We start from the raw sequence: 23,067 nt of genomic DNA on the forward strand, positions 1-23,067 counted from the left end.
CGGTATCTGTGCGCGGCGTGACCGGAAACCGGTGGCACACTGACCCGGTCACCGAAGGAGCCCAGCCCGTGCCCATGATCCGTAACCTGAGCAGAGCCGTGCGTCGCGCGTACCGCCGCTCCGTGGACCTCAGCCATCCCGTCCGTTCCCCGCTCGGCAGCGCCGTGGTGAACTGCTTGGTCTACCGCGAGGGCGGGCGGCAGCCCGGCGACTGGGCGCCGGACGAGGCGATCCGACGGGCCCGCAAGGGCCGGGACGGCTTCGTGTGGATCGGGTTGCACGAGCCCACGGAGGGGGAGTTCGCGGGCCTCGCCAAGCTCTTCGGCCTGCATCCGCTGGCCGTCGAGGGTGCCGTCCAGGAGCATCAGCGGCCGAAGGTGGAGCGGTACGACGACACGCTGTTCGCCGTCTTCAAGACCGTGCGCTACGTCGAGCACGAGCAACTCACCGCGACCAGCGAGGTGGTCGACACCGGGGCGCTGGTGGTCTACATCGGCAACGACTTCGTGATCACCGTCCGGCACGGCGGTCACGGCTCGCTGGGCCCGTTGCGTGAAGCGCTGGAGACCCTGCCCGAGCAGCTGGCGAAGGGACCCTCCGCCGTCCTGCACGCCATCGTGGACCATGTGGTCGACGACTACCTGGAGGTCGTCGACGCGGTGCAGAGCGACATAGAGGCCGTCGAGACCGCGGTGTTCACCGAACACACCGCCCGCGGTGACGCCGGCCAGATCTACCAGCTCAAGCGGGAACTCCTGGAACTCAAACGGGCCGTTGTTCCCCTGCACCGCCCCCTGCAGATCCTCGCCCACGAGCCGCCTGTGGCCGTCTCGCCGGACATCCAGCCGTACTTCCGCGACGTCGCCGACCATCTCGCCCGCGTCACCGAGCAGATCAACGCCTTCGACGGGCTGCTCGACTCGATCCTCCAGGCCCACCTGGCCCAGGTCACGGTCGCCCAGAACGAGGACATGCGCAAGATCACGGCCTGGGCTGCCATCGTCGCCGTGCCCACCATGATCTGCGGCCTGTACGGCATGAACTTCGATCACATGCCCGAACTGCGCTGGACCTACGGCTACCCCCTCGCGCTCGGCGTCATCGCCACGCTCTGCCTCGTCATCCACCGGGGTTTCCGCCGCAACGGCTGGCTCTGAATGCCGTCTGACCCCGGCCAAGGTCAGACTGACCCCGGCCAAGGTCAGACCACCTATCCGTCGTCGTACCGGCGGCCTGTCGCCGCGTCCCGACCCGCGCCGTCACCGGCCGACAGGACGTCCCGTGAGCGGCGTCAGCCGTTGCCCGGGCGTTCGAGCGCCACCTTCGGCAGCCTCCTGGCGACCGCGATGGGCAGCCACCACGCGCGCCTGCCCAGCAGTTGCATGACGGCCGGCACGATCAGGCAGCGGATCACCAGGGCGTCCAGCAGAATCGCCACCGCGAGGCCGAGTCCGAACTGCTGGAGCATCCGGCTGGGGCTGAGCACGAAGGCGGCGAACACGACGATCATGATGGCCGCGGCGGCGGTGATGACCTTGCCGGTGGCGGCCAGGCCCTCACGGACCGCGAGCGATGGGTCCTTGGTGCGCTCCCACTCCTCGTGGATGCGGGAGACGAGGAACACCTCGTAGTCCATGGAGAGCATGGCTGCGGAGACGCTCCGTTCGCGTACGGCAGGCGGGCCCGTACGGCGAAACCGCCGCCGGGCCGGGGACCTGCGGAAAGTTCGCCGCCCAGGGCGCGGGCGCGCTCACGCATGCCGGCGATGCCGCTGCCGGGTGCCCCCGAACCGGCCGCCGGGCTCCGCCCGTTGTCCGTGATCTCGACCGTGACCTCCCGTGGCCCCTGGTCGATGCGGACGGTCACGGTGGTGGCGGTGGCGGTCGCGTGACGGGTCACGTTGGTCAGTGACTCCTGCACGATGCGGTACGCCGCCAGGTCCACCTCGGTGGGCAGCGGCCGCCGCGCTCCGGTGACTGTCGTACGGACGTCGACCCCGGCGACGCGTGCCGACTCGACCAGCTCACCGATCCGTTCCAGGCCCGGCGCGGGCGAGGTGGGCGCCTCCTCGTCGACCTGGCGCAGCACGCCGAGGGTGGTACGCAGCTCACGCAGCGCCTCCCGGCTCGACTCCTTGATCGCGGCGAGCGCGGTCTTGGCCTGCCGGGGATCCTTCTCGAGGCGGTGCAGTGCCGCGGAGGACTGCACGTTGATCAGCGAGATGTGATGGCCGATGACGTCGTGCAGCTCGCGCGCGATGCGCAGCCGCTCCTCGCCGGCCGCCCGCTGTTCCACTTCCCGGGCGTGGGCCAGGCGGCTGTGCCGCACCCAGCCGAGCGCGACCACTCCGACCAGCCAGCCGGTGAGCATGAACACGGCGACGCCGTTGACGTCGTGGTTGCCCGCCAGGGTGCCGGCGCTCACGCCGATCACGATGAGTGCGCCGAGGGCGACGGCCGCCTGCAGCTGCCCCTCGGCGGCGACGGTGTAGAGCGCCACGATCACCGCCACCATCAGCGGGCCGTCGTAGACGCTGCTCAGGTAGTACGCGCCCGTGACCACCAGCACGAAGACGGCGACGGCCACGGGACGGCGCCGGCGGAAGTACAGCGCACCGCAGGCGGCCGCCATCAGCACCCAGCCGAGGCCCGTGACGAGCCAGGACTCCTCGCGCGCGCCGATGAACGCCCGCAGACTGCCGACGACCGAGAGGACGAAGATCCCGCCGGCCACAGCCACGTCCGCCGCGCGACCACGCGGCATCCACGGACGTACGGCGGCCCCGGTCACCATGGCGTCCGCCTAGGCACTCCGCTGGAAGTCTGGTCGTCACGCGCGGGTCCGTCGTGGCTGGTCGCGCAGTTCCCCGCGCCCCTTCGGGGCGCTGCTCTACCGCAGTGGACTTCGCCGAGAACCGCTCAGGCCCTGCTCCCGCGGGTTGGCCCGGTGTCATGACCGGACACCGCGCAGCCGCCTCACGCCCAGGGCGCAGACTCCGCACACCGCTCCCCAGAACGCGTTGACGAGGAAGACCGGGACGATGGCCCGGGGATGTGCCAGGGGTCCGTCCGGCTCGCCGTCGAGGATCGGGGAGAGGACGCCGCTGAGCACGATCGCGGCGGCCGCGTAGGCGAGACCAGCGGCGACCAGCGTCAGCACGGGTTCGCGCACCCGGGAGAGGCCCACGGTGAGAATCCACGCCAGTGTGATGACCACGGTCAGGACGATCGGAGTGGCGGGCTCGCCGAGCGCGTCGCTCAGCCCGGAGGCCGAGAACAGCGGCCGCAGCAGAGCGAGGGACGCGAGCCCGGCCACCAGCGGCCAGCTCAGCCGGTTCAACGGTGACGCGACCGTGCGGGGGCGGTCCTGTGTACTCATGCCCCGAGCGTCGACGACCGCCGTGCCGGAGGCGTCGGCCTGGGGCTGACACCTGTCGTACCCCACCGGTTTGCGGGTCAGGTCCTTCGCCCGCAACCGGTGGGGTACGTGGCCGTCAGCGCGTGACGGCCGCCGTGGCCGTGAAAGCTGAGACGCCTCAGCCCTTGATGAAGTCGAGCAGGTCGGCGTTGAAGGCCTGCTCGTACTCGCCGACCAGGCCGTGCGGGGCGCCCGGGTACACCTTGAGGGTGGCGTCCTTGACGATCCGGGCCGTCTTGTGGGCGGAGGCCGCGATGGGCACGATCTGGTCGTCGTCGCCGTGTGCGATCAGCGTGGGCACGTCGATGCGCTTCAGGTCCTCGGTGAACTCCTGCTCGGAGAACTGCTTGATGCAGTCGTACGCCGCCTTGAGTCCGACCTGCATGCTCCACATCCAGAACGCGCGGCGCATGCCTTCCGACTGGGCGGCGCCGGGCCGGTTGAAGCCGTAGAAGGCCTCGCTGAGGTCCCAGTAGAACTGCGAGCGGTCCGCCGCGACTCCGGCCCGGATCCCGTCGAAGGCCTCGATCGGCGTGCCCTCCGGGTTGTCCGCCGTCTTCAGCATCAGCGGTGGGACCGCTCCCAGCAGGACGACCTTGGCGACCCGCGCGGTGCCGTGGCGGCCGATGTAGCGCGTCACCTCGCCGCCACCCGTCGAATGGCCCACCAGGACCACGTCGTTGAGGTCGAGCGCCTCGATGAGCTCGGCCAGGTCGTCTGCGTACTGGTCCATGTGGTTGCCCTGCCACGGCTGCCCCGAGCGGCCGTGACCACGACGGTCGTGGGCGACGGCACGGAAGCCGTTGTCGGCGACCAGTCGGGACTGGCCGTCCCAGGTGTCCGCGTTGAGCGGCCAGCCGTGGCTGAAGACGACCGGCTGCCCGGTGCCCCAGTCCTTGTAGAAGATCTCGGTGCCGTCGCTGGTGGTGAGGGTTCCCATGGCTGTCTCTCTTCTCTGCGGAACGATCGGACGAGGCGGCGGAGCGGTCAGACCAAGCGCCGCACGAATGCGAGCGCGGTGTCAGCCCCTTCCTGCCAGCCGTTGTCGATGGTGCGTGCGTGGCTCCGGTTCGGCATCTCGGTGATCTCCGTGATGCCGGGGTTGCGCTGCTGCTTCTTGTACGAGGCGTTGGCGGTCGCCCGGGGCACGGTGTGGTCCTTCTCGCCCGAGATGATCAGCAGCGAGCCGTGCTCCGGGTTCTCCGAGTCGACCTTCACCTCGGTCCGCCGAACGAGTGATCGCTCGATCTGTTGTGCGGCGCGAGGGGGCATGCCGTCGACGTTAGCCTCGCGCGGCGCTCCTGCCATCTGTCACATGACTGTATTCGCGGACCGGACCTGTGGCCGGTATGCCTCCGTCCGGCCGATCAGAGGTCCGGTTCGTCCAGTACGCCGTCCAGCGCGAGCCGCATCGCCGCCTCAGGGCTCAACTCCCGCCCCTCGTGCACCGCTTCGGCGAATCGGGTGTCGCCGAGGGCGGTGCGGAGGTGGCGTGCGTACTCCCTGCGGAAGACGGTCGTCTCGGTGTCGCTGAGCTGGGGGAGTCCGGCCGCGTACCAGAGGCGGGTGCCCACGCCGAGGAGCCGGGCGGCGCGTTCGGGCTCGCCGCGCGCGGCCTCCGCGGCGACGAGGAGGTCGGCGACGGCCGCGGCGCCGAGACGGTCGTGGACGCGCCACTTGGCGGCCAGCGCCTCACGCGCGGAGTGCAGTGCGTCGTCCGGCCGCCCGAGCCCGATCCCGGCGAGGGCGACGAAGAAGTCACCCCAGGCCCGCATCCACAGCTCGCCGCGTTTCGCGCAGTCGGCGCGCAGCCGCTCGGCCACCGCCGCACACCGCTCGAACGCGCCCTGGCCGGCCAGGAGATACGCCTGCAGGGCCAGCGTCAGCAGCTGGAAGAACTCCGCTCCGCCGCCGCCGCGCGGCCCCTGCGTGCTGCTGCCGTACAGCAGGGCGGACCGGGCCGACTCGCCGCGCACCGCGAGGCTCGCCCCCGTCAACGGCAGTGCGGGGACGGGCAGCCGGCGTTCCTGGGCGAGCCACACGTACGCGGCGCTCACCGACTCGGCAGCCTCCAGATCGTCCGGGACGACGGTGACCATGCGGTGCGCCCAGGTCGCCAGGGTGTGCTCGGGGCCGCCGTCGTGCGCCCGGCGCAGTGCCCGCTCCAGGTAGCCGCGGCCTTCTTCGGCGAAGCCGCAGGCGAACCAGAAGTACCAGAGGGTGCCCGCGAGTTCGAGCGCCGTCTCGGGCTCCGGCGCCGCCAGGCACTCCTCCAGTGCGAGCCGCAGGTTGGCGTGCTCCACGCTCAGCCGCTCGGCCCACATCCGCTGGCCGGGGCCCAGCCACTCGGCCTCTCCCTGGCGGGCGATCCACCGGAAGTAGTCGCGGTGACGAGCGCGTACGGCGTCCTGCTCGCCGAGGCCGGTGAGCCACTCGGCGCCGAAGGTCCGCACGGTGTCGAGCATGCGGTAGCGGCCGGCCACGCCGTCGCCCTCGCGCGTCACGATCGACTTCTCGGTGAGCGACGCGAGCAGCGCCAGGATCTCCTCCGCGTCCAACGGGCCGCCGTGGCACATGAATTCGGCCGCCTCCACGTCCCAGCCGCCCGCGAACACGGAGAGGCGGGCCCACAGCAGCCGCTCCAGCGGCGTGCACAGCTCATGGCTCCAGCCGATCGCCGTACGCAGCGTCTGATGCCGGGCGAGCCGCGGCCGGGCGGGCGATACGAGCAGGTCGAAACGGGAGTCGAGGCCCTCCAGAAGGCGGTCGAGGGGGAAGCCGCGCAGTCGCACCGCGGCCAGTTCCAGGGCCAGCGGGATCCCGTCGAGCCGGGCACAGACCGCCGCCACGTTCGCCCGGTTGGCATCGGTGAGCGCGAAGGACGGCACGGCGGCCGCGGCGCGGGCCGCGAACAGGGCGACCGCGTCGTCGCGTTCGCCCAGCGGCAGCGGCGTCACGGCCAGCAGATGCTCGCCGGGCACGCCCAGCGGCTGCCGACTGGTGGCCAGAACCTGTAACTCCGGTACATGCGCGAGGAGTTCCTGTACGACACGTGCGCACTCGTCCAGTACGTGCTCGCAGGTGTCCAGGACGAGCAGGAGCTGCCCGTCGTCGAGGTGTTCGCAGACCGCCTCCAGGAGCGGGCGCAGTGTCTGCTCGGTGAGCCGGGTCGCCTCGGCGACGGCGTTCGTGAGGAGGTCCGGGTTCTTCAGGTCGGACAGTTCCACCAGCCACACCCCGCCGGGAAAGGCGGCCTGTGCGGTGTGCGCGGCCCGCAGGGCCAGCCGTGACTTGCCGACCCCGCCGGGGCCGGTGAGGGTGACGAGCCGTGCGGTGCCCAACAGGGCGGAGATTTCGGCCAGTTCGGACCTGCGGCCGACGAAGACGTTGGCCTCGGCGGGCAGATTGCCGGTCCTGCCGTTGCGTACAGAGGCCCCCATGGTTCCCCCTCCACCCGACCGATGGCGGTCACCTTAACCCCCTGGAACGCCGCTGTCCGACCCCCCGGTCGGGTGACCGGGAATCAGGCACTCGCCCTCACACCGGGGCCGCTTGAGGCGTAGCGTGGATGCGTCCCGGCACGCCGAGCGGCGACCTTGGGAGGTGCGGGGGATGGAGACCGTGCCCGCACCGCGATCAGTGGGAGAGATGCGCGCCGGGGATCATCTGCTCCTCGGCTACGACGCGGACGAGGAGCGGGAGACCGTCGTCGCTTCGTTCCTTCTCGACGGGCTGGCGAGCGGGCACCGCGGCCTCGTGCTGGGCCCGGCCGACCTGCCGGCCGAGCTCGCCCTCACCTTCCTGGAGGCCCACGGCTGCGTCGTCGACGACGAACTCGCCGCCGGGCGGCTCACCGTGGACCCGCACCTCGCGAGCCCCGATGGCCTGTGGGACCTTGATGAGGTGATCCGCCGCGAGACGCGCCGCGCGGTCGGCGACGGCTACCTCGGCCTGCGCGTCAGCATGGAAGTTATGCGAGGCCAGGCGGGCAAGGGCCTCAAGATGCTGCACGACAGCGAACTCCTCCTCGAACCCGTCTTCGCGTCCCTGCCGGTCCTCGGCATCTGCCAGTACGACCGCCGCGTCTTCGACGAGGGCGACCTGGCCCCGCTCGACGGACTGCACCACGGCCGGGTGGCCGCCGACCTCGTCTGGCACGACGAACTGCTGTCCATCACCCGCACCTTCGCTCCGCCCGGCCTCGCGCTCGCCGGAGAGGTCGACGACACGAACGTCACCGCGATGGCCCGCGCCCTGCACGCCGAGACGGCCCGGGCCCGCGCCCGCCGGGCGAACGGTGTGCGCGCCCGGATCGACCTGCGCGACCTGCGCTTCATCGACGTCGGCGCGCTGCGCCTGCTGGTCTTCGCGGCCCTCGCCCTGTCCGCGTCGGGCGGCACCCTCGTCCTGCACGGCGTCGCCCCGCACATCCAGCGGCTGATGCGGGTCACCGGCTGGGACCGCATTCCCGGACTGTGTGTCGAGCAGGTCGAGTAAGGGGACCTGGCGGAAGGAGTGGGCTCGTGGGCCGTACGGGGTTCGTGCACCAGGCGCTGTGCTACGGCACGGACGACGAGTTCCTCGAAGGGACGCTGACGTTCGCCCGCGACGGTCTGGGCGCCGGCGACACCGTCCTCGCCGTCGTCGCCTCCCGCAACATCGCTCTCCTCGACGAGGCGCTCGGTCACCGCTCCGGCGAGGTCGAGTTCATCGACGCCGACGACTGGTACGGCTGTCCGTCCCGCACCATGGGCCAGTACAACGCCTATTGCGCCGCCCACGACACGGACGAGACGGGTCGCCCCCGCCGGGTCCGGATCATCGGTGAGCCCGTCTGGCCGGACCGTACGGACTTCGAGACCCGCGAGTGGATGCGCTACGAATCGCTGCTCAACGTCGCCTTCGCAGGCACCCCTCACTGGATCGTCTGCCCGTACGACACCCGTGCCCTCCCGGCGGGCGTCGTCCGCTCGGCGATCCGCACCCACCCCGAACTGGTCCTGGGGGCACGGGAGTCGGCGCCCAGCGGCCGCTACGCCGACCCGGCCGACTTCTACGCCGAATGCGACAGGGGACAGCCGTGCGGCCTGCCCGCGGGCCGCGACGACGTCCCCTTCGCCCGTGGCCGGTCGGCGCACGTACGGCGCGCCCTGTCCGCGTACGCCCGAGGTCTCGGGGTGCCCGAGCAGCGGATGTACGACATGGTGGCCGCGGTGTACGAGGCTGTCGACAACTCCGTGCGCTTCGGGGGCGGTCGGGGCGTCCTGCGGCTGCGCAGCGACTCCGACTTCGTGATCTGCGAGGTGTCCGACGACGGCACACCGGCCTCGGCCGCGGCCCCGCCGTTCCCCGGCCATCTGCCGCCCGACCCACGGGCCGTGAACGGCCACGGGATGTGGGTGGTACGGCAGTTGAGCGATCTGGTCACGGAGGCGCTCGACCCCGCGGGTTCTGTCGTGCGCCTGTACTTCAGGAGGGGCGCCGCGGTGTGACCGAGGGCCGCGGCGCTTGCCCCGCCGCCCTCGGAGTTCCACGCCCCTGCGTCTGTCTCAGACCGCATCCTGGTTCCCTGTCACCAGCTGACGGGCAGTTCACTCACGCCGTGGATGGACCGGCCGTGCTCCCGAACCGGCTTCATGGGCCACTAAATTCGCTGACCGCCGGAAGTGTGAATTCATAGACCAAGGCATCCTGTTGGGCGTCCACCACCAGATCGGTGATCTCCAGCGGACGCGCGTACTGGTCATGCACCCGCCGCGTCACCCGGACCGAGGCCGCGTCGCCGGGCTGGGTGATGGAGTCGCGGTGGTGCAGGGCCAGGCCCGCCCGGCGCATCCAGTCGTAGGCCCGCCGCAGTTGGGCCGAGGACGTGCCGTCCGCGCGGTCGCGGTAGCGGGCGAGCTCCTCGACCTCCGTGAGGGCGACGGCCGAGAAGGACGTCACGGCCGTCCGCCGCCCGCGCCCGTCCTCCGTGGCGGACTCGTAGCGGTGGACCAGCGTGGGCCGCCGCGGGGCGAGTCCGAGCGCCGCCGCGTGCTCCGGCGGCGGAGTCTCCCAGGCCACGGTGGCCCGGTCGACGGCGCACGGCCGGGTCGTGTGCGCGCCGAGCGGGAAGCTGAGCGACGGGAGATGCCCGACCGGGAGGCCGGGCAGTGTCGCGTGGGTGCCGCGCCGGTCGGTGGAGACCAGGCCGCCCCGGCGCAGGATCTCCAGCGCCTGCCGCACCGTCTCGCGGCTGACGCCGAAATGCGCGGCCAACTGCCGCTCGCCCGGCAGCCGTTCACCGGGTGGAATGGTTCCGTCGCGCAACTCCCCGAGCAATTGCGAGGCGATGCGCGAGTAAAGAGGCTGAGGGTGATCGTGCGTGGTGCTGCGGGCCATGTCCGCGCTCCCCTTGTGACAAGACGTAGCCGTGCGGGCTGCGAGCCCATGCTTTCCGGCATCCCAGCCGTGGGGTGTCGGAAGCACGGGCTCTCTTGCGGGACCATCTCTAGCATTGGTCTAAACCACACAGGAAGGGTGTCCCGGCAGGTCGGCCGAAATCAGGCTGAATCAAGGCCGCCCGGACTGTCGCCGCGCAGCCCGCGCGACCCGACCTCAGAGCGAGCTGTACAGGGCGTCGACGAGCGCCATCTTCCGGGGGTCGTCGGCGATATGCGGCCCCATCCGGTTCATGACATAGCCGATCGAGACGCCCGCCTCCGGGTCGGCGAGACCGCAGGAACCGCCGAAGCCGTCGTGTCCGAAAGCCCTCGGATTCGGACCGTAGGAGCGGTTGGAGCCGCTGAGCCAGAGGCCGAGGGCGGCCTCCGTCTCGTTCTCGAAGCCGGCGCCGAGGACCAGATCGCGGCACGCGCCCTGTCCTTCACGGACTCGCTCGGCGGCCTCCGGGGACAGGACGCGATGTGAACCGTACGACCCCCGCCCGGCGAAGACTCCGTACAGCGCGGCGACCGCACGCGCAGTGCCGTGCCCGTTGGCGGCCGGGATCTCGGCGGCCCGCCATGCCGCCGTGTTGGCCTCGGTCGCGCCCACCACCGGATTGGCCAGGGCGGACAGCGCCACCGGCGCCAACTGGCTGAAGATCGCCGCCTGTTCACTGGACGAGGCGGCCGGCGGATGCACCAGCTCGGCCGCGCGCCCGGCCTCCTTCTCCGGCAGCCCGATGGTGAAGTCGATGCCCAGCGGCCCGGTCACCTCGCGCTTCAGGAACGCGCCCGGCAACAGCCCCGAAACCCGCCGCACCACTTCACCGACCAGGAATCCGTACGTGAGCGCGTGATAGCCCGAGCCCGTCCCCGGCTCCCACCAGGGCTCCGTCGCCGCGAGCCGCTTCGTGGTCAGCTCCCAGTCGAAGAGCTGCTCGGGCGAGTGCGGCTCACGCAGTCCGGCCAGGCCCGCGCGGTGCGACAGCAGATGCCGTACGAGCACCGACTCCTTGCCCGCCGCCGCGAACTCCGGCCAGTAGTCGGCCACCGGCGCATCCAGGTCGAGCAGCCCACGGTCCGCCAGGATGTGCGCGCACAGCGCCGTCGGCCCCTTCGAGGTCGACCACACGTTGACCAGCGTGTCCCGCTCCCAGGCGCGCGTCCGGGCCGCGTCCGCCCAGCCGCCCCACAGGTCCACCACCGTCTCGCCGTCCACCGTGACCGTCACGGCTGCGCCCAACTCGGCGCGGCCTTGGAAGTTCTCCTCGAACGCGGCGCGCACCGCCTCGAAGGGTGTCGCGCAGTGGCCTTGCACCTGGGACATGGGTCCTCCGTCGTCCGCCGGGAACACCGGGCGCGGAAGGGCGGCCCGGCTTCCCTGAACGTACCGACTGGTCGGACTGGACGGAAGCGGTTGGGTGGACTCGCGCCCGAAGGGGCGCAGGGAACTGCACGATCGGCCACGGACGGCCCGCAGATACCGAACAACCCCCAGCGGAAAGGCCCTCCCAGCGGAGCGCTCAGGCGAGGAACAGCGGCCCTGCGGGCTCCTGGTGGCCCGGCGCGGTGTGCCAGTAGTCCCGGGTCTCCACGGCCAGACCATCCGCGTCGAAACGCACGAAGACGCAACCGGCCAGCGTCGAAGGGTCCTCGCCCTCCTCGGCGAGGACCCTGAACTCGGCGACGGCGAGGCCATGTCGACCGATCACCGGCGGACCGAACCGCACGTCGACGACCCGCTCGTCCGCGAACGACCAGCGCAGATACGCGGCGAGTTCGTCCCGCCCGCGATGCGGCTCGCGGAACGGCATCGAACGGTGGACGCACTCTTCGGCGTACAACGCCTGCAGCGCGTCCACGTCGTGCTCCGCCCAGGCCCGCTCCCACACCCGTACGAACCGCTCGGCCGCCTCGCGCGTCTCCACCGCGACTGCCTCAGAAGTACTTGGGCAGCCAGGCCAGCTTGGCCGCCTCCTGGTAGGGGCCGCCGCCCTCGTGGTCGTTGAAGTCGTACACCTCGATCGCCTTGTCGTCGTGTCCCCACGCGTTGAAGGCGGCGAAGACGGTCGACGGCGGGCACGTCTGGTCCTCCAGGGCCGCCGAGAACAGGGCGGGCGCCCGGCCGCGCGTCGCGAAGTGCACCCCGTCGAAGTAGGAGAGCGTGCGGTGCACCTGCTCGGTGCGACCGCGGTGCGTCTTGAGGTAGTTGCCGATCTCCCGGTACGGATCGCGGTCCGTGAGCCTCGTCGCGCGCGGGTAGTCGCACAGGAACGGCACGTCCGGCGCGACCGCCGCCAGGTCCGGCACCAGACCGCCCACCGCGATCGAGATACCGCCGCCCTGGCTCGAACCGACCGCCGCGGTGCGCGGGGCGTCGACGAGCGGATGCGAGCGGGCCGCCTCCACGGCCCGTACCCCGTCGGTGAACACCCGGCGGTAGTAGTAGTTCTCGGGGGCGTCGATGCCCCGCGTCATGAACCCGGGAAACGCGGGAGCGCTGCCCACCGGATCCGGGGTGTCACCCCCGCCGCCCCACGCGCCGCCCTGGCCCCGGGTGTCCATCACGAAGTGCGCGAAGCCCGCCGAGGCCCACAGCAGGTGCGTGTGCGGAAGACCGCGGCCGCCGCCGTAGCCGATGAACTCCACGACCGCGGGCAGCGGCGTGTTCGCCCAGGCCGGGAGCGTCAGCCAGCCCTTCACCGGGTGACCGCCGAACCCGGCGAACGTGACGTCGTACACCTTCACGTTCTTCAGATGTGTCTCGACCGGTTCGAAACGGGCGTCCAGGTCGTGCTCGCGCGCCTCCTCGAGCGTCTTGCCCCAGAAGGCGTCGAAGTCCTCGGGCTCGACGGACGCGCTGCGATAGTCCCGGAGCTCATCGAGGGGGAGGTCGAACAAGGCCATGGAAGACCGCCTTTACTACGAATAAGGGTGCGGATGATCACACCGTACGGGGGCAGCCGGAGTGCCGCCAGACCGTGTCCGCGGACCGGCAGATCCTGGCCGGTGCTGGCTACGATGACGCCATGCCGTCTGCCGCACCGCCCGCGTGCGGGAGATGCGCGAACTGGGTTTGCCGGTCGGTATCGGCTGCGACGGTTCCGCCTCGACGGATCACGCGTCGCTGTGGATGGAGACCCGTGGCGCGCTCCTGCTCGGCCGCTACCGGGGCGGACCCGGCGCGATGACCGCCCGCGACGCCCTCGACATCGCGACCCGCGGGTCGGCCCAGTGCCTGGGCCGCGCCGACGAGTTGGGGCATCTGCGGCCGGGCGCCTGCGCCGACCTGGTGGTCTGGGACCTGCACGAGGTCGCGCTCGCGGGCGCGCTGAGCGACCCGGTCGAGGCCTGGCTGCGCTGCGGCCCCGGCCGCGCCTGGACCACAGTGGTCGGCGGCCGCGTCCTCGTCTACCGGGGCGAGCCGGTACTCGCCGGGCTGCGCGACGCGCTGACGGAGCACGGGCGGTTCGCTCGGCGCATGCAGCTACTCGACTGACGCTCAGGCACCCGCTGGGCGGGAGCCAACCCGGCGCATGTGTTGTGCTCGGTCCCCGCCCCAAGACTGGTGGGCCCCGGGCCCGGTCAGGCCCAGTGCCGTCCCCACTCGGGCCCCGTACGCGCCCACTCCTGCTCCCACTCGGCCAGACGACGGCGCGTGGCGATCCGGCGTACGACGGCATACGCGCCCAGGACGCAGGCCGCGACCACACCCGTGGCGCAGGCGCCGGCCGTCAGCGTGTGCTGCCAGATCGCGGTGCCGTCCGCGGGGGCGGGCACGATCCGGCCCCGGTCGTCCAGCCAGATGTCCGTGCGGTCACCGACCCGGGTACCGGCGGGCACCCGGGTCTCGTCCGTACGCGGCGGCTCGCCCGGCTCGGCCCAGCGGACCGTCACCCGATAGGTCGGCTGCCGGTCGCCCTCGGCGACGGGCACCGCCGCGGGTGCGTGCTCGGTGACCTCCGCGCGCACCCGGTGGCGTTCGGCGCGCTGCTCCGCGGCCGCGGCCCGCGCCCCGTCGTACATCCGCCAGCCCACGGTGAGCCCGGCCAGCGGGGCACCGACGCACAGTAGGACGGCGACGACCAGCGCGGTCCACGCCGCCACGACGTCCGAGCGGCGACGCAGCGGATTGTGCCGCCACCGCCAGCCGCGCACTCGCGTCCGCATGTCCCGGCCTCCTCACCACGATCGACCGCTCTTCCCTGTCGTCACAGCTCGTGACCGTTGTCGCCTTTCGTCGCGTCCGCACCGTCGTACACCGCCCGCGTTCGCCCCGTCGTACGTCTCCTCCGTCCGCCCACGACTGATCCGCGCCCCCCGTGGAACCCGCGTCCCATCCCCTTGGAACAGGAGTCGCCACCATGGCCAAGGACCGCATGGCAGCGCTCGACGCGTACTGCCGCGCCGCCAACCACCTGGCCGTCGGGCAGATCTACCTGCGCGGCAACCCGCTGCCGGCCGAGCCTCGCCCCGCCGTCCTCGCCAACTCCTGGCTGGAGGGCAGCTACCCGCAGACGTACCCGGACATCACACGGGACGCTTCCGGCATGGAGCGGCTTTTCCGGCAATTCTCCTTTCCCGGCGGAGTTCCCAGCATGCCGCACCCGAAACTCCGGGCTCGATCCACGAGCACGGCACCGACTTGTCCGAGGTCGCCGAGTGGACCTGGTCGGGCTGACCACCGGGACAACATCCGCGAAGACCCGAGCGAAGGAAGCGAAGGACAGGAGGCACGAGCTTCGAAAGGTACGAGCCATGAGCTTGGAGGGGCACGAAACATGAGCTTGGAGAGGCACGAGCCATGAGCAAGGACACCCGGAGTGTCACCGTCGGCATCGACGGCTCCCGCGCCAGTCTGGACGCCGCCGACTGGGCGGCCCGGGAGGCCGAGCGCCGCCACCTCGCCCTGCGGCTGCTGCACGCGGGCGACGAACCTCCCGCACCCGCACGACCTCCGGACGGCGAACCCACCCGCACCATCCTGGACCGGGCCGCCGTCCAACTCTCCTACGCCCACCCGGCGTTGGACATCATCGCCCGCCGCACCGACACACCGGCCGTCCCGGCGCTGCTCGCCGCCGCCGCGGAGTCGGAGACGGTGGTCCTGAGCTCACGCGGCTTCAGCGGCTACAGCGGCTTCGTCGGGTTCCTCGCCGGCTCGGTGGCGCTCGCCGTGGCCGCGGGCGCCGAACGCCCTGTGGTGCTGGTCCGCGAGGGCGAACTCCCCGAGGACGAGCGGATGCCCGTCGACGAGAACACCTCGCCGGCCCAGGCCCCGTACCTGCCGGTGGCCCTCGGCCTCGATCTGGCGCGCCCGGCCGACGACCTCATCGGCTACGCCTTCGACGCGGCCGCCGTCCGCCGGGCACCCCTGCACGTCGTGCCCGCCTGGACGCCGCCCCCACTGCTGCGCGACTACGTCACCGGCGTACGGCCTCCTGGCGACGCGGCCGGGCAGGAGGACGACATGTGGCGTTCCCTGGGGGCGATTCTGCAGCCGTGGCGCCACAAGTACCCGGAGACGGAGGTCGTGGAGCGGGTCCTGTACGGGCACGCCGGGCACCACCTGCTGAAGGCGTCCACCCGGGCGGGGCTGCTGGTCATCGGCCGCCGTACCTCGGTCGGCAGCGGCCTGGGCCGTGCGGCGCACTCCGTGATCCACCACTCCACGTGCCCGGTCGCCGTGATCCCCCACGACTGAGAGCCGCCACACGACTGAGAGCCGCCACACGGCTGAGAGCCGTCACAGGATTCCGAGCGATCAGCCGAAGCGCTCGATCCGGATACGGTCCACCGGCTGGCCCGCGTCCACCAGCAGCCGCGAGGCGTGCTCGGCGAACCCGTTCGAGCCGCACACATAGGCCTCCCACCCACCATCGGGCCGGTCGGCCAGGAGCCGCGCCACATGTGCGGCCGACACACGACCCACGGGCACGTCCTCGGGCGCGCTCCGCGTGAACACGGGCGTGGTCTCGGCGCCGTACTCCGACGCGTAGATCAGCTCCTCGGGGCTGCGAGCCGACACGAGCAGCCGCAGCGGCACCGACAGCCCCCGCGCGCGATGGTGACGGACCATCGACATCAGCGGTACGACACCGGAGCCCGCGCCGATGAGCAGCGCGGGCCGGTCGCCGGGCCAGGCGAAGAAGCCGCTGAGCGGGCCGCGGACCTCGACCTCGTCACCGGGCCGCGCGACCGTGTGGAACCAGCCGGACACCTCGCCGCCGTCGACCTGGTCGAGGGTGAGCTCGATGTGCCCGGCGTCGTCGGGCGGCGACGCGATCGAGTAGTGCCGCTGGGCGACATAGCCGTCCGCCGCCCGAAGCCGCAGCATCAGGTGCTGGCCGGGCAGATGGCCCGCCCAGTCCGGCACCGCGAACCGGAAGGTCGCCGCACGCGGGGTCTCCCGGCGGATCTCGGTGAGCGTGGCGCGCTGCCACGTGGCCGCCGTGTGGTTGTCCACGGCGATCCGGCCGGGCACGGCGAACCGGGTCGGGGGTGTGAAGCCTGTCGCCGGCGTGCGGCCCGTCGTGGGCGCGGAGGTCGCCGAGGGCACGGCGGGCGTCGAGGATGTGGAGGTCGTCCAGGATGCGGAGGTCTCAGTCACCGGAGTAGCGCTGCTCTTCCCAGGGGTTGCCGCGGTGGTGGTAGCCGTTCTGCTCCCAGAAGCCCGGCTCGTCGTGGTCGAGGATCCTGAGGCCCGCGATCCACTTGGCGCTCTTCCAGAAGTACAGATGCGGCACGAGCAGCCGCGCCGGACCACCGTGCTCGGCGGGCAGCGGCCCGTCCCCGTACTCCCAGACGATCCAGGCGCGCCCGCCGGTCAGATCCGCGAGGGGGAGGTTCGTGGTGTAGCCGGTGTGCGAGTACGCGACCGCGTGCGTGGCCTCCGGCGCCGGGCGTACGAGATCGAGGAACGCGTCGAGCGACACGCCCCCGAAGCGCACCCCGAACTTCGACCAGCTCGTCACGCAGTGGATGTCGCCCTCGTACGCGGACGACGGCAGCGCGTGCGCCTCGTCCCAGGTCCACGTGCGTGGCTCGGCGACCAGGCCGTCGATGGCGAACGTCCACTCCGCGGGCGCCAGTTCCGGCGTCACCTCGGCGGACAGGACCGGCCAGTCGTCGCCCGCGTCGTACTGACCGGGCGGCAGCCGGTCGTTCTGGACGCGCGGGCGCCCGGCGAAACCTCGGGTGACATTCATACGGGCGGAGCCTCCAGGCCGGTCGAGCCGCGGCCTTGATCGTTGCTTACGTCCTCAACCGTACCGGGCCCGTCGGCGTGCTCGGCCACCGGACCATTGCGGCCGTATGAATCCTCCGACGCCCGGGAATAGCCGCCCCGCGATCTTCCTTGCAGCTGAGCGGAACGAACAAAGCCAGGGTGCGCTACCGCGCTCTTCAGGGGCGCGGGGCTGTATCGGTGTGCGGCTCCGCCGCGTGGGCGCGACCAGCCACCGACGGTCCGCGGTGTCCGTATGGTCGCCCCGCCCGCGGAGCGCTTCGCGAAGGAGAGTGAGGAAGCAGATGCCCAAGGCGTACGTCTTCACCCAGTACGGCGGCCCCGAGGCCGAAGCCCTCGTCGACCAGGACCGGCCGAGCCCCGGTCCGGGCGAGCTGCTGGTCGCCGTACGGGCGGCGGGCGTGAACCCCGTCGACTGGAAGCAGCGCACCGGCTACCAGCGCCCCGGCCAGCAGCCGCGCGCACTGCCCGCCGTGTTCGGCAACGAGGCCGCCGGAGTCGTCGAGGAAGTCGGCGAGGGCGTCACGGGCTTCGCGGTCGGGGACGGGGTCTTCGGCAACCCGGTCGCCGGCGGATACGCCGAGTACGCCCTGTTCCCGGTGGCGGTGACCGCGCACAAGCCCGCCGGGATCTCCTTCACCGACGCCGCTGCCCTGCCCGTCGCGGCGGCGACCGCGTACGACGGAATCCGCCAGCTGGATCTGCCCGCCGGTGCGACCCTGCTGGTCACGGGCGCGGGCGGCGGGGTGGGCGTGGCGGCCACCCAGATCGCCCGCGCCGACGGACTGAACGTCATCGGTGTCGCGAGCGCCGGCAAGAAGGACCTGGTCGAGTCGCTCGGCGCCGCGCACGTGCCGTCGGGCCCGGACTTCGTCCACGGCGTCCGGGCCCTCGCGCCCGACGGGGTGGACGCCGTCTACGACCTGGTCGGCGGTGCCGTCCTCGAAGCCGCGGCCGAACTGGTGACGGACCGGACGAAACTGATCACCGCGGGCGGCAAGGACATCGTGGCGCGCCTCGGCGGCTCGCCCGTCGCACGAGCCCGTACCGCAGCGGTGCTCGACGAAGTGGCCCAGCTCGTCGTCGACGGCAAGCTGGACCCCCTGGTGACGCAGACCTTCCCCCTGCAACGGGCCGCCGAGGCGCTGCGTACCGTCGAGGCCGGCCACGCGCGTGGCAAGGTCGTGATCGAGGTCGCCATATGAGCACCGGGACCACCGGGCGCCACCCGCTGGACAACCCGGCGCTCGCCTCGCTGACCGGCCCGCACGCCAAGTTCGCGGAGCGCCGCGGCCGCGTGCTGCGCTACCCCGTCGAGGTATCGCCGTGGCTGGCCCTGCCCGACGACCCCGGCGCCGAGGACTGGGCGGATGCCGCGGCGCTCGCGGGCCCCGGCCAGGAGATCCCCCTGCCCGGCTTCGGCGGGGAGATCCCGGACGGCTGGGACGTGACCTTCAGTGTGGACGGTGTACAGCTCGTGTTCGACGGGTCGGCCACCGCGCCGGACCCGGAGGCCGTACGGCTCGGCTCCGCCGACGTGCCGGAGATGCTGGACCTGGTCGAGCGCACCAGACCGGGCCCGTTCCTGCCACGCACCGTCGAACTCGGCACGTATCTCGGGATACGCAGGAGCGGCGACCTCGTCGCCATGGCGGGGGAGCGGCTGCACCTGCCGGGCTGGACCGAGATCAGCACGGTCTGCACCGACCCGGACTTCCGCGGCGAGGGCCTAGCCACCCGGCTGACCCTGGCCGTCGCCCACGGCATACGCGCTCGGGCCGAGACCCCGTTCCTGCACACCGCGGCTGACAACACCGCCGCCATCCGGCTCTACGAGTCGCTGGGCTTCAGGGTGCGGCGCACGACGACGTTCCGGGGGGTGCGGGTGCCGGAGCGGCTGGGGGACGGACAGGTGGTGGGGGTCGGGTAGCGCCGCGGGCGATCGGGAGACGCGGTGTGACGGCGGACGCGAGGGGCCGGCAGACGTGGTGTCGCGGCGGGCGCGAGGGGCCGGGAGTCGTGGTGTCGCGGCAGACGCGACGGAGCGGGAATCGTGGTGTCGCGGCTTCGGCCCGACAACTGGCCTTCCCGAAGTGCCTCAGTCGCCGGCTGCAGCGGTCACGCGCCGTGTCCCGCCCGCCGCGTTGTACCGCAGCAGATACCCCGCGAACTGCCGCAGGTCCTCCTCGGGCCAGCCCGCGAGCCGCTCGCGGAACGCCACCCGGCGGCTCGCGGTCACCTGGGCGAGGATCTCCATCCCGGCCGGGGTGAGGTGGAGCACCTGGACGCGTTGGTCCTGCGGATCGGTGCGCCGCTCGACCAGCCCGGCGCGTTCGAGGGCCGACACCTGACGGCTCACCGTGGACTTGTCCAGGGCGTAGTGCGCGGCCAGGTCGGTGGCCCGGCAGCCACCGACGTCCTCGAGGTGGCCGAGCAGCGTGTACGAGACCAGCGACAGCTCGGGATGCAGGCGTCCCGCCGAGGCCCGCGCGCGGCGGGCGAAGGCCGTCATCTCGCGGTGGATCGTCTCGATGGCCGCATCGGCTGTGTTCACGGGTCTTCCCTTCCTGTTCTGGTTGCATAGTACAACTAGTAGTTGCATAGCGCAACTAGAAGGGTTTCGGGGGCGCGGCGGAGGCAGTCGGGCCCGAACTCCGCCCGAAGGCCCCGGCCGTGTAATGTTGCCGTCCGGCTGCGGATCGCCCCAGCCGTCGATGGACCAGGGAGGTGAGCCCCATTACCGCTGTGTCAGCTCGGGTGCTCTCACCTCAGGGCCTCACCGGCATCAGGTGACCTCGAGGGCGCCCTTCGGCTTCCCGAAAGGCTCTCGGCTTCCATGCCACCTTCTTACGCACATGTCGTCACCACGCTCCGCTCCGCCGGCTGTGTCTTCGCCGAGGACGAGGCGCGGCTGATCGTCTCCACCGCCCGCACGCCCGCCGAACTCACCGCCATGGTGGACCGCCGCGTCGCGGGCCTGCCCCTCGAACACGTCCTGGGCTGGGCCGAGTTCAGCGGTCTGCGCATCGCCGTGGAACAGGGCGTGTTCGTGCCCCGCCGCCGCACCGAGTTCCTGGTCCGGCAGGCCGTCGCCCTCGCACCCGAGGCTCCGCTCGTCGTGGACCTGTGCTGCGGCTCGGGTGCGGTGGGTGCCGCACTCGCCGCGTCCCTCCCCGGGGCCGAACTGCATGCCGCCGACATCGACCCCGCCGCCGTGCGCTGCGCCCGCCGGAACGTCGGCGGGCGCGGCCATGTCTACGAGGGCGACCTCTTCGAGCCGTTGCCGCGCACCCTTCGCGGCCGTGTCGGTGTCCTGGCCGCCAATGTGCCGTACGTCCCCACGGAGGAGGTCGAACTCCTGCCTCCGGAGGCCCGCGACCACGAACCTCTGGTGGCACTCGACGGGGGAGGGGATGGACTCGACATCCTGCGCCGCGTGGCGGCCGAGGCTCCCGAGTGGCTGACCCCTGGCGGCAGCCTCCTCGTCGAGACGAGCGAACGTCAGGCGGACCGGGCCGTCGAGACCTTCGCCCGCGCCGGCCTGATACCGCGACTGGAGGTCTCGGAGGAGCTGTACGCGACCGTCGTCATCGGTACAAAGCCCTAGACCGCCGGGAGGCGCCGCCCGGGGCGAGGCCCTCGTCACATCGGCTCCTTCTCCTTTTGCAACTAGTTGCATAAAGCTCGGTCCGTCGTCTACAACAAGAGGGACGACACCGCGTACGGAGGGGCCGATGAGCCGTTACCCGCACCTGCTGAACCCGCTCGATCTGGGCTTCACCACGCTGCCCAACCGCGTGCTCATGGGCTCCATGCACGTCGGCCTGGAAGAGGCCGAGCGCGGCTTCGAGCGCATGGCCGCGTTCTACGCCGCCCGGGCGCGCGGCGGCGTCGGCCTCATCGTCACCGGAGGCATCGCCCCGAACGAGGCGGGTCGGCCGGGAGAGGGCGGTGCGAAGCTGACCACCGAAGCGGAGGCCGAGCAGCACGCGGAGATCACCGCCGCGGTGCACCGCGAGGGCGGGAAGATCGCGATGCAGATCCTCCACTTCGGCCGGTACGCCTACCACCAGGACCTGGTCGCCCCGAGCGCACTCCAGGCGCCGATCAGCCCCTACCCGCCGCACGCCCTCACGGACGACGAGGTCGAGCAGACCATCGACGACTACGCCCGCGCGGCCCGCCTCGCCCGCCGGGCGGGCTACGACGGTGTCGAGATCATGGGCTCCGAGGGTTACCTGATCAACGAGTTCATCGCCGCCCGGACCAACAAGCGCGAGGACCGCTGGGGCGGCTCGTACGAGAACCGCATGCGGTTCCCCGTCGAGATCGTCCGTCGCGTCCGTGAGGCGGTCGGCGAGGACTTCATCATCATCTACCGGCTGTCGATGCTGGACCTGGTCACGGACGGCTCCTCGTTCGACGAGGTGATCACGCTCGCCAAGGCCGTCGAGGCTGCCGGGGCGACCATCATCAACACCGGCATCGGCTGGCACGAGGCCCGGATCCCCACCATCGCGACCTCGGTGCCGCGCGGCGCGTACGCCTGGGTGACCAAGAAGGTCATGGGTGCCGTCTCGATCCCGCTCGTGACGACGAACCGCATCAACACCCCTGAACTCGCCGAGCAGTTGCTCGCCGAAGGCCACGCAGACATGGTGTCGCTGGCCCGCCCGATGCTCGCCGACCCCGACTTCGTCGCCAAGGCCGCGGACGGGCGGCCCGAGGCCATCAACACCTGCATCGGCTGCAACCAGGCCTGCCTCGACCACACCTTCAGCGGCAGGATCACCTCCTGCCTGGTGAACCCGCGCGCCTGCCACGAGACGGAGCTCGTCCTGTCACCGACCCGGCTGCGCAAGCGAGTTGCTGTAGTGGGCGCGGGTCCGGCCGGACTTGCCTGTGCGGTGAGCACCGCCGAGCGCGGCCACGACGTCACCCTCTACGACGCCGCGCCCGAGATCGGCGGACAGCTCAACGTGGCCCGCAAGGTCCCCGGCAAGCAGGAGTTCGACGAGACGATCCGCTACTTCCGTACACAGCTCGAACTGCACGGCGTGGACGTGCGGTTGAACACCCGTGTCAGTGCCGAGGACGTCTCCGCGTACGACGAGGTCGTCGTCGCCACGGGTGTCAGCCCGCGCACCCCCGAGATCCCCGGCGTCGACCACCCCAGCGTCGTCGGCTACCTCGACGTGCTGCGCGACGGCGCCCCCGTCGGCGACCGTGTCGCGATCCTCGGCGCGGGCGGCATCGGCTTCGACGTCGCCGAGTACCTCACCGACAGCGGCGACAAGGCGAGCGAGGACCCGGCGACGTACTTCCGGCACTGGGGCGTCGACATGGAGTACCGGGCATCCGGCGGCCTCGGCACCCCCGAGCGGCCCGCCCCGCCGCGCACCGTCCACCTGCTGCAGCGCAAGCCGTCCAAGGTCGGCGCCGGACTCGGCAAGACCACCGGCTGGATCCACCGCACGGAACTCAAACACCGCGGCGTCACCATGGTCCCGGGCGTCCAGTACGACCGCATCGACGACGCCGGCCTGCACGTCACCGTCGACGGACAGAACTCCGTCCTCCCGGTCGACACGATCGTGCTCTGCACGGGACAGGAACCACGCCGCGACCTGTACGAGGCGCTGAGCGCCGCGGGCCGCAGCGTCCACCTCATCGGCGGCGCCGACGTGGCGGCCGAACTCGACGCCAAGCGCGCCATCAAGCAGGGCACGGAGCTGGCAGCGGCGCTCTAGGTCCTGTCGTCAATCTCCCGCCTGCCCCGCGACGCCATGCACGCACTCTCGCCGCACCGGGCACAGACCCAAGTACGGTCCAGTACGAGGGCCTGCGCCCGGCACTCCCCCAGCCTTCGGCCGGGGGGACCCCCAGAGCACGCACCTGACGCCGCGGGGCCCGCCCTCCGGGCGGACGACGGGAGATTGACGACAGGACCTGGAGGCGCACGGCCCGTCCCTAGGATGA

The 23,067-nt window shown here is 71.9% G+C and carries 23 protein-coding genes and 1 pseudogene; 10 read left to right on the forward strand and 14 right to left on the reverse strand.

Annotation, left to right across the window (positions count from 1 at the left end):
* Positions 1-74: 74 nt before the first annotated feature.
* The gene (gene corA, locus GAS53_RS35835; RefSeq protein ID WP_151482000.1) at positions 75-1,157 is read left to right on the forward strand and encodes a magnesium/cobalt transporter CorA; all 1,083 of its coding nucleotides are present in this window, start codon (positions 75-77) and stop codon (positions 1,155-1,157) included.
* A 134-nt stretch (positions 1,158-1,291) separates the two neighbouring features.
* Here corA and GAS53_RS35840 read toward each other — a convergent pair whose 3' ends face one another.
* From GAS53_RS35840 to GAS53_RS35865, 6 genes are all read right to left on the reverse strand, one after another.
* The gene (locus GAS53_RS35840) at positions 1,292-1,624 is read right to left on the reverse strand and encodes an MMPL family transporter (protein WP_225859299.1); all 333 of its coding nucleotides are present in this window, start codon (positions 1,622-1,624) and stop codon (positions 1,292-1,294) included.
* On the reverse strand, positions 1,507-2,793 hold the full coding sequence (locus GAS53_RS35845; RefSeq protein ID WP_225859294.1) for a sensor histidine kinase: 1,287 nt from the start codon (positions 2,791-2,793) through the stop codon (positions 1,507-1,509). The genes GAS53_RS35840 and GAS53_RS35845 overlap by 118 nt, the downstream gene beginning before the upstream one ends.
* Positions 2,794-2,949: 156 nt before the next feature.
* The gene (locus GAS53_RS35850; protein WP_151481944.1) at positions 2,950-3,378 is read right to left on the reverse strand and encodes a hypothetical protein; all 429 of its coding nucleotides are present in this window, start codon (positions 3,376-3,378) and stop codon (positions 2,950-2,952) included.
* 157 nt (positions 3,379-3,535) lie between these two features.
* Positions 3,536-4,357 carry an alpha/beta fold hydrolase gene (locus GAS53_RS35855; protein ID WP_151481945.1) on the reverse strand — a complete coding sequence of 274 codons (822 nt, stop codon included), beginning with the start codon at positions 4,355-4,357 and terminating at the stop codon, positions 3,536-3,538.
* A gap of 47 nt (positions 4,358-4,404) precedes the next feature.
* A complete protein-coding gene (locus GAS53_RS35860) occupies positions 4,405-4,689 on the reverse strand; it encodes a hypothetical protein (RefSeq protein WP_225859295.1) in 285 nt (94 codons plus the stop codon).
* A gap of 95 nt (positions 4,690-4,784) precedes the next feature.
* Positions 4,785-6,857 (reverse strand): ATP-binding protein, encoded by a 2,073-nt coding sequence (locus tag GAS53_RS35865; RefSeq protein WP_151481946.1) that lies wholly within the window; start codon positions 6,855-6,857, stop codon positions 4,785-4,787.
* Between the two features lie 172 nt (positions 6,858-7,029).
* Between GAS53_RS35865 and GAS53_RS35870 the strand changes: the two genes are divergently transcribed.
* Positions 7,030-7,914: an MEDS domain-containing protein gene (locus tag GAS53_RS35870; RefSeq protein ID WP_151481947.1), complete on the forward strand. Its 885-nt coding sequence runs from the start codon at positions 7,030-7,032 to the stop codon at positions 7,912-7,914.
* Between the two features lie 26 nt (positions 7,915-7,940).
* The gene (locus tag GAS53_RS35875; RefSeq protein WP_151481948.1) at positions 7,941-8,909 is read left to right on the forward strand and encodes a sensor histidine kinase; all 969 of its coding nucleotides are present in this window, start codon (positions 7,941-7,943) and stop codon (positions 8,907-8,909) included.
* A gap of 142 nt (positions 8,910-9,051) precedes the next feature.
* Here GAS53_RS35875 and GAS53_RS35880 read toward each other — a convergent pair whose 3' ends face one another.
* From GAS53_RS35880 to GAS53_RS35895, 4 genes are all read right to left on the reverse strand, one after another.
* The gene (locus GAS53_RS35880; protein ID WP_151481949.1) at positions 9,052-9,798 is read right to left on the reverse strand and encodes a GntR family transcriptional regulator; all 747 of its coding nucleotides are present in this window, start codon (positions 9,796-9,798) and stop codon (positions 9,052-9,054) included.
* Between the two features lie 216 nt (positions 9,799-10,014).
* Entirely contained in the window at positions 10,015-11,169 is a 1,155-nt protein-coding gene (locus GAS53_RS35885; protein WP_151481950.1) for a serine hydrolase domain-containing protein, read from the reverse strand.
* Positions 11,170-11,365: 196 nt separating this feature from the next.
* Entirely contained in the window at positions 11,366-11,770 is a 405-nt protein-coding gene (locus GAS53_RS35890) for a nuclear transport factor 2 family protein (protein WP_151481951.1), read from the reverse strand.
* Positions 11,771-11,780: 10 nt separating this feature from the next.
* The gene (locus tag GAS53_RS35895) at positions 11,781-12,749 is read right to left on the reverse strand and encodes an acetylxylan esterase (RefSeq protein ID WP_151481952.1); all 969 of its coding nucleotides are present in this window, start codon (positions 12,747-12,749) and stop codon (positions 11,781-11,783) included.
* 145 nt (positions 12,750-12,894) lie between these two features.
* On the opposite strand from GAS53_RS35895, the gene GAS53_RS35900 reads away from it, so the two are divergent.
* Positions 12,895-13,341 (forward strand): amidohydrolase family protein, encoded by a 447-nt coding sequence (locus GAS53_RS35900; protein ID WP_263974195.1) that lies wholly within the window; start codon positions 12,895-12,897, stop codon positions 13,339-13,341.
* Positions 13,342-13,427: 86 nt separating this feature from the next.
* Here the strand turns inward: GAS53_RS35900 and GAS53_RS35905 are convergent, their stop codons facing one another.
* Positions 13,428-14,012, reverse strand: coding sequence for an Rv1733c family protein (locus GAS53_RS35905; protein WP_151481953.1), 585 nt, complete (start codon positions 14,010-14,012; stop codon positions 13,428-13,430).
* Between the two features lie 194 nt (positions 14,013-14,206).
* Here GAS53_RS35905 and GAS53_RS35910 point away from each other — a divergent pair.
* Positions 14,207-14,481 (forward strand): annotated as a pseudogene (locus tag GAS53_RS35910) (phosphoketolase family protein); the annotation flags it as partial.
* A gap of 165 nt (positions 14,482-14,646) precedes the next feature.
* Entirely contained in the window at positions 14,647-15,546 is a 900-nt protein-coding gene (locus GAS53_RS35915) for a universal stress protein (protein ID WP_151481954.1), read from the forward strand.
* 60 nt (positions 15,547-15,606) lie between these two features.
* Here GAS53_RS35915 and GAS53_RS35920 read toward each other — a convergent pair whose 3' ends face one another.
* Complete coding sequence (locus tag GAS53_RS35920) at positions 15,607-16,326, reverse strand: ferredoxin reductase (protein ID WP_192583435.1); 720 nt, start codon at positions 16,324-16,326, stop codon at positions 15,607-15,609.
* 118 nt (positions 16,327-16,444) lie between these two features.
* Positions 16,445-17,050 carry a sulfite oxidase-like oxidoreductase gene (locus GAS53_RS35925; RefSeq protein WP_151481955.1) on the reverse strand — a complete coding sequence of 202 codons (606 nt, stop codon included), beginning with the start codon at positions 17,048-17,050 and terminating at the stop codon, positions 16,445-16,447.
* A gap of 322 nt (positions 17,051-17,372) precedes the next feature.
* Between GAS53_RS35925 and GAS53_RS35930 the strand changes: the two genes are divergently transcribed.
* Positions 17,373-18,293, forward strand: a complete 921-nt coding sequence (locus GAS53_RS35930; RefSeq protein ID WP_151482002.1) for an NADP-dependent oxidoreductase — start codon at positions 17,373-17,375, stop codon at positions 18,291-18,293.
* The gene (locus GAS53_RS35935; protein WP_151481956.1) at positions 18,290-19,018 is read left to right on the forward strand and encodes a GNAT family N-acetyltransferase; all 729 of its coding nucleotides are present in this window, start codon (positions 18,290-18,292) and stop codon (positions 19,016-19,018) included. The genes GAS53_RS35930 and GAS53_RS35935 overlap by 4 nt, the downstream gene beginning before the upstream one ends.
* Positions 19,019-19,186: 168 nt before the next feature.
* On the opposite strand, the gene GAS53_RS35940 is transcribed toward GAS53_RS35935, so the two are convergent.
* Complete coding sequence (locus GAS53_RS35940; protein WP_263974197.1) at positions 19,187-19,600, reverse strand: MarR family winged helix-turn-helix transcriptional regulator; 414 nt, start codon at positions 19,598-19,600, stop codon at positions 19,187-19,189.
* A 324-nt stretch (positions 19,601-19,924) separates the two neighbouring features.
* Between GAS53_RS35940 and GAS53_RS35945 the strand changes: the two genes are divergently transcribed.
* Together GAS53_RS35945 and GAS53_RS35950 are read left to right on the forward strand one after the other, a co-directional pair.
* Positions 19,925-20,695 (forward strand): putative protein N(5)-glutamine methyltransferase, encoded by a 771-nt coding sequence (locus GAS53_RS35945; protein WP_151481958.1) that lies wholly within the window; start codon positions 19,925-19,927, stop codon positions 20,693-20,695.
* A gap of 127 nt (positions 20,696-20,822) precedes the next feature.
* Positions 20,823-22,838, forward strand: a complete 2,016-nt coding sequence (locus GAS53_RS35950; RefSeq protein ID WP_151481959.1) for an NADPH-dependent 2,4-dienoyl-CoA reductase — start codon at positions 20,823-20,825, stop codon at positions 22,836-22,838.
* Positions 22,839-23,067: the final 229 nt, after the last annotated feature.

The organism is Streptomyces albicerus, from assembly GCF_008905045.1.
GTDB classification, from domain to species: Bacteria; Actinomycetota; Actinomycetes; order Streptomycetales; family Streptomycetaceae; genus Streptomyces; species Streptomyces albicerus.

Coding starts and splice junctions, on each gene's coding strand:
- corA (WP_151482000.1), top strand. CDS start 75: ATGATCCGTAACCTGAGCAGAGCCGTGCGTCGCGCGTACCGCCGCTCC.
- GAS53_RS35845 (WP_225859294.1), bottom strand. CDS start 2,793: ATGGTGACCGGGGCCGCCGTACGTCCGTGGATGCCGCGTGGTCGCGCG.
- GAS53_RS35850 (WP_151481944.1), bottom strand. CDS start 3,378: ATGAGTACACAGGACCGCCCCCGCACGGTCGCGTCACCGTTGAACCGG.
- GAS53_RS35855 (WP_151481945.1), bottom strand. CDS start 4,357: ATGGGAACCCTCACCACCAGCGACGGCACCGAGATCTTCTACAAGGAC.
- GAS53_RS35860 (WP_225859295.1), bottom strand. CDS start 4,689: ATGCCCCCTCGCGCCGCACAACAGATCGAGCGATCACTCGTTCGGCGG.
- GAS53_RS35865 (WP_151481946.1), bottom strand. CDS start 6,857: ATGGGGGCCTCTGTACGCAACGGCAGGACCGGCAATCTGCCCGCCGAG.
- GAS53_RS35870 (WP_151481947.1), top strand. CDS start 7,030: ATGGAGACCGTGCCCGCACCGCGATCAGTGGGAGAGATGCGCGCCGGG.
- GAS53_RS35880 (WP_151481949.1), bottom strand. CDS start 9,798: ATGGCCCGCAGCACCACGCACGATCACCCTCAGCCTCTTTACTCGCGC.
- GAS53_RS35885 (WP_151481950.1), bottom strand. CDS start 11,169: ATGTCCCAGGTGCAAGGCCACTGCGCGACACCCTTCGAGGCGGTGCGC.
- GAS53_RS35895 (WP_151481952.1), bottom strand. CDS start 12,749: ATGGCCTTGTTCGACCTCCCCCTCGATGAGCTCCGGGACTATCGCAGC.
- GAS53_RS35905 (WP_151481953.1), bottom strand. CDS start 14,012: ATGCGGACGCGAGTGCGCGGCTGGCGGTGGCGGCACAATCCGCTGCGT.
- GAS53_RS35915 (WP_151481954.1), top strand. CDS start 14,647: ATGAGCAAGGACACCCGGAGTGTCACCGTCGGCATCGACGGCTCCCGC.
- GAS53_RS35925 (WP_151481955.1), bottom strand. CDS start 17,050: ATGAATGTCACCCGAGGTTTCGCCGGGCGCCCGCGCGTCCAGAACGAC.
- GAS53_RS35930 (WP_151482002.1), top strand. CDS start 17,373: ATGCCCAAGGCGTACGTCTTCACCCAGTACGGCGGCCCCGAGGCCGAA.
- GAS53_RS35935 (WP_151481956.1), top strand. CDS start 18,290: ATGAGCACCGGGACCACCGGGCGCCACCCGCTGGACAACCCGGCGCTC.
- GAS53_RS35940 (WP_263974197.1), bottom strand. CDS start 19,600: ATGACGGCCTTCGCCCGCCGCGCGCGGGCCTCGGCGGGACGCCTGCAT.
- GAS53_RS35945 (WP_151481958.1), top strand. CDS start 19,925: ATGCCACCTTCTTACGCACATGTCGTCACCACGCTCCGCTCCGCCGGC.
- GAS53_RS35950 (WP_151481959.1), top strand. CDS start 20,823: ATGAGCCGTTACCCGCACCTGCTGAACCCGCTCGATCTGGGCTTCACC.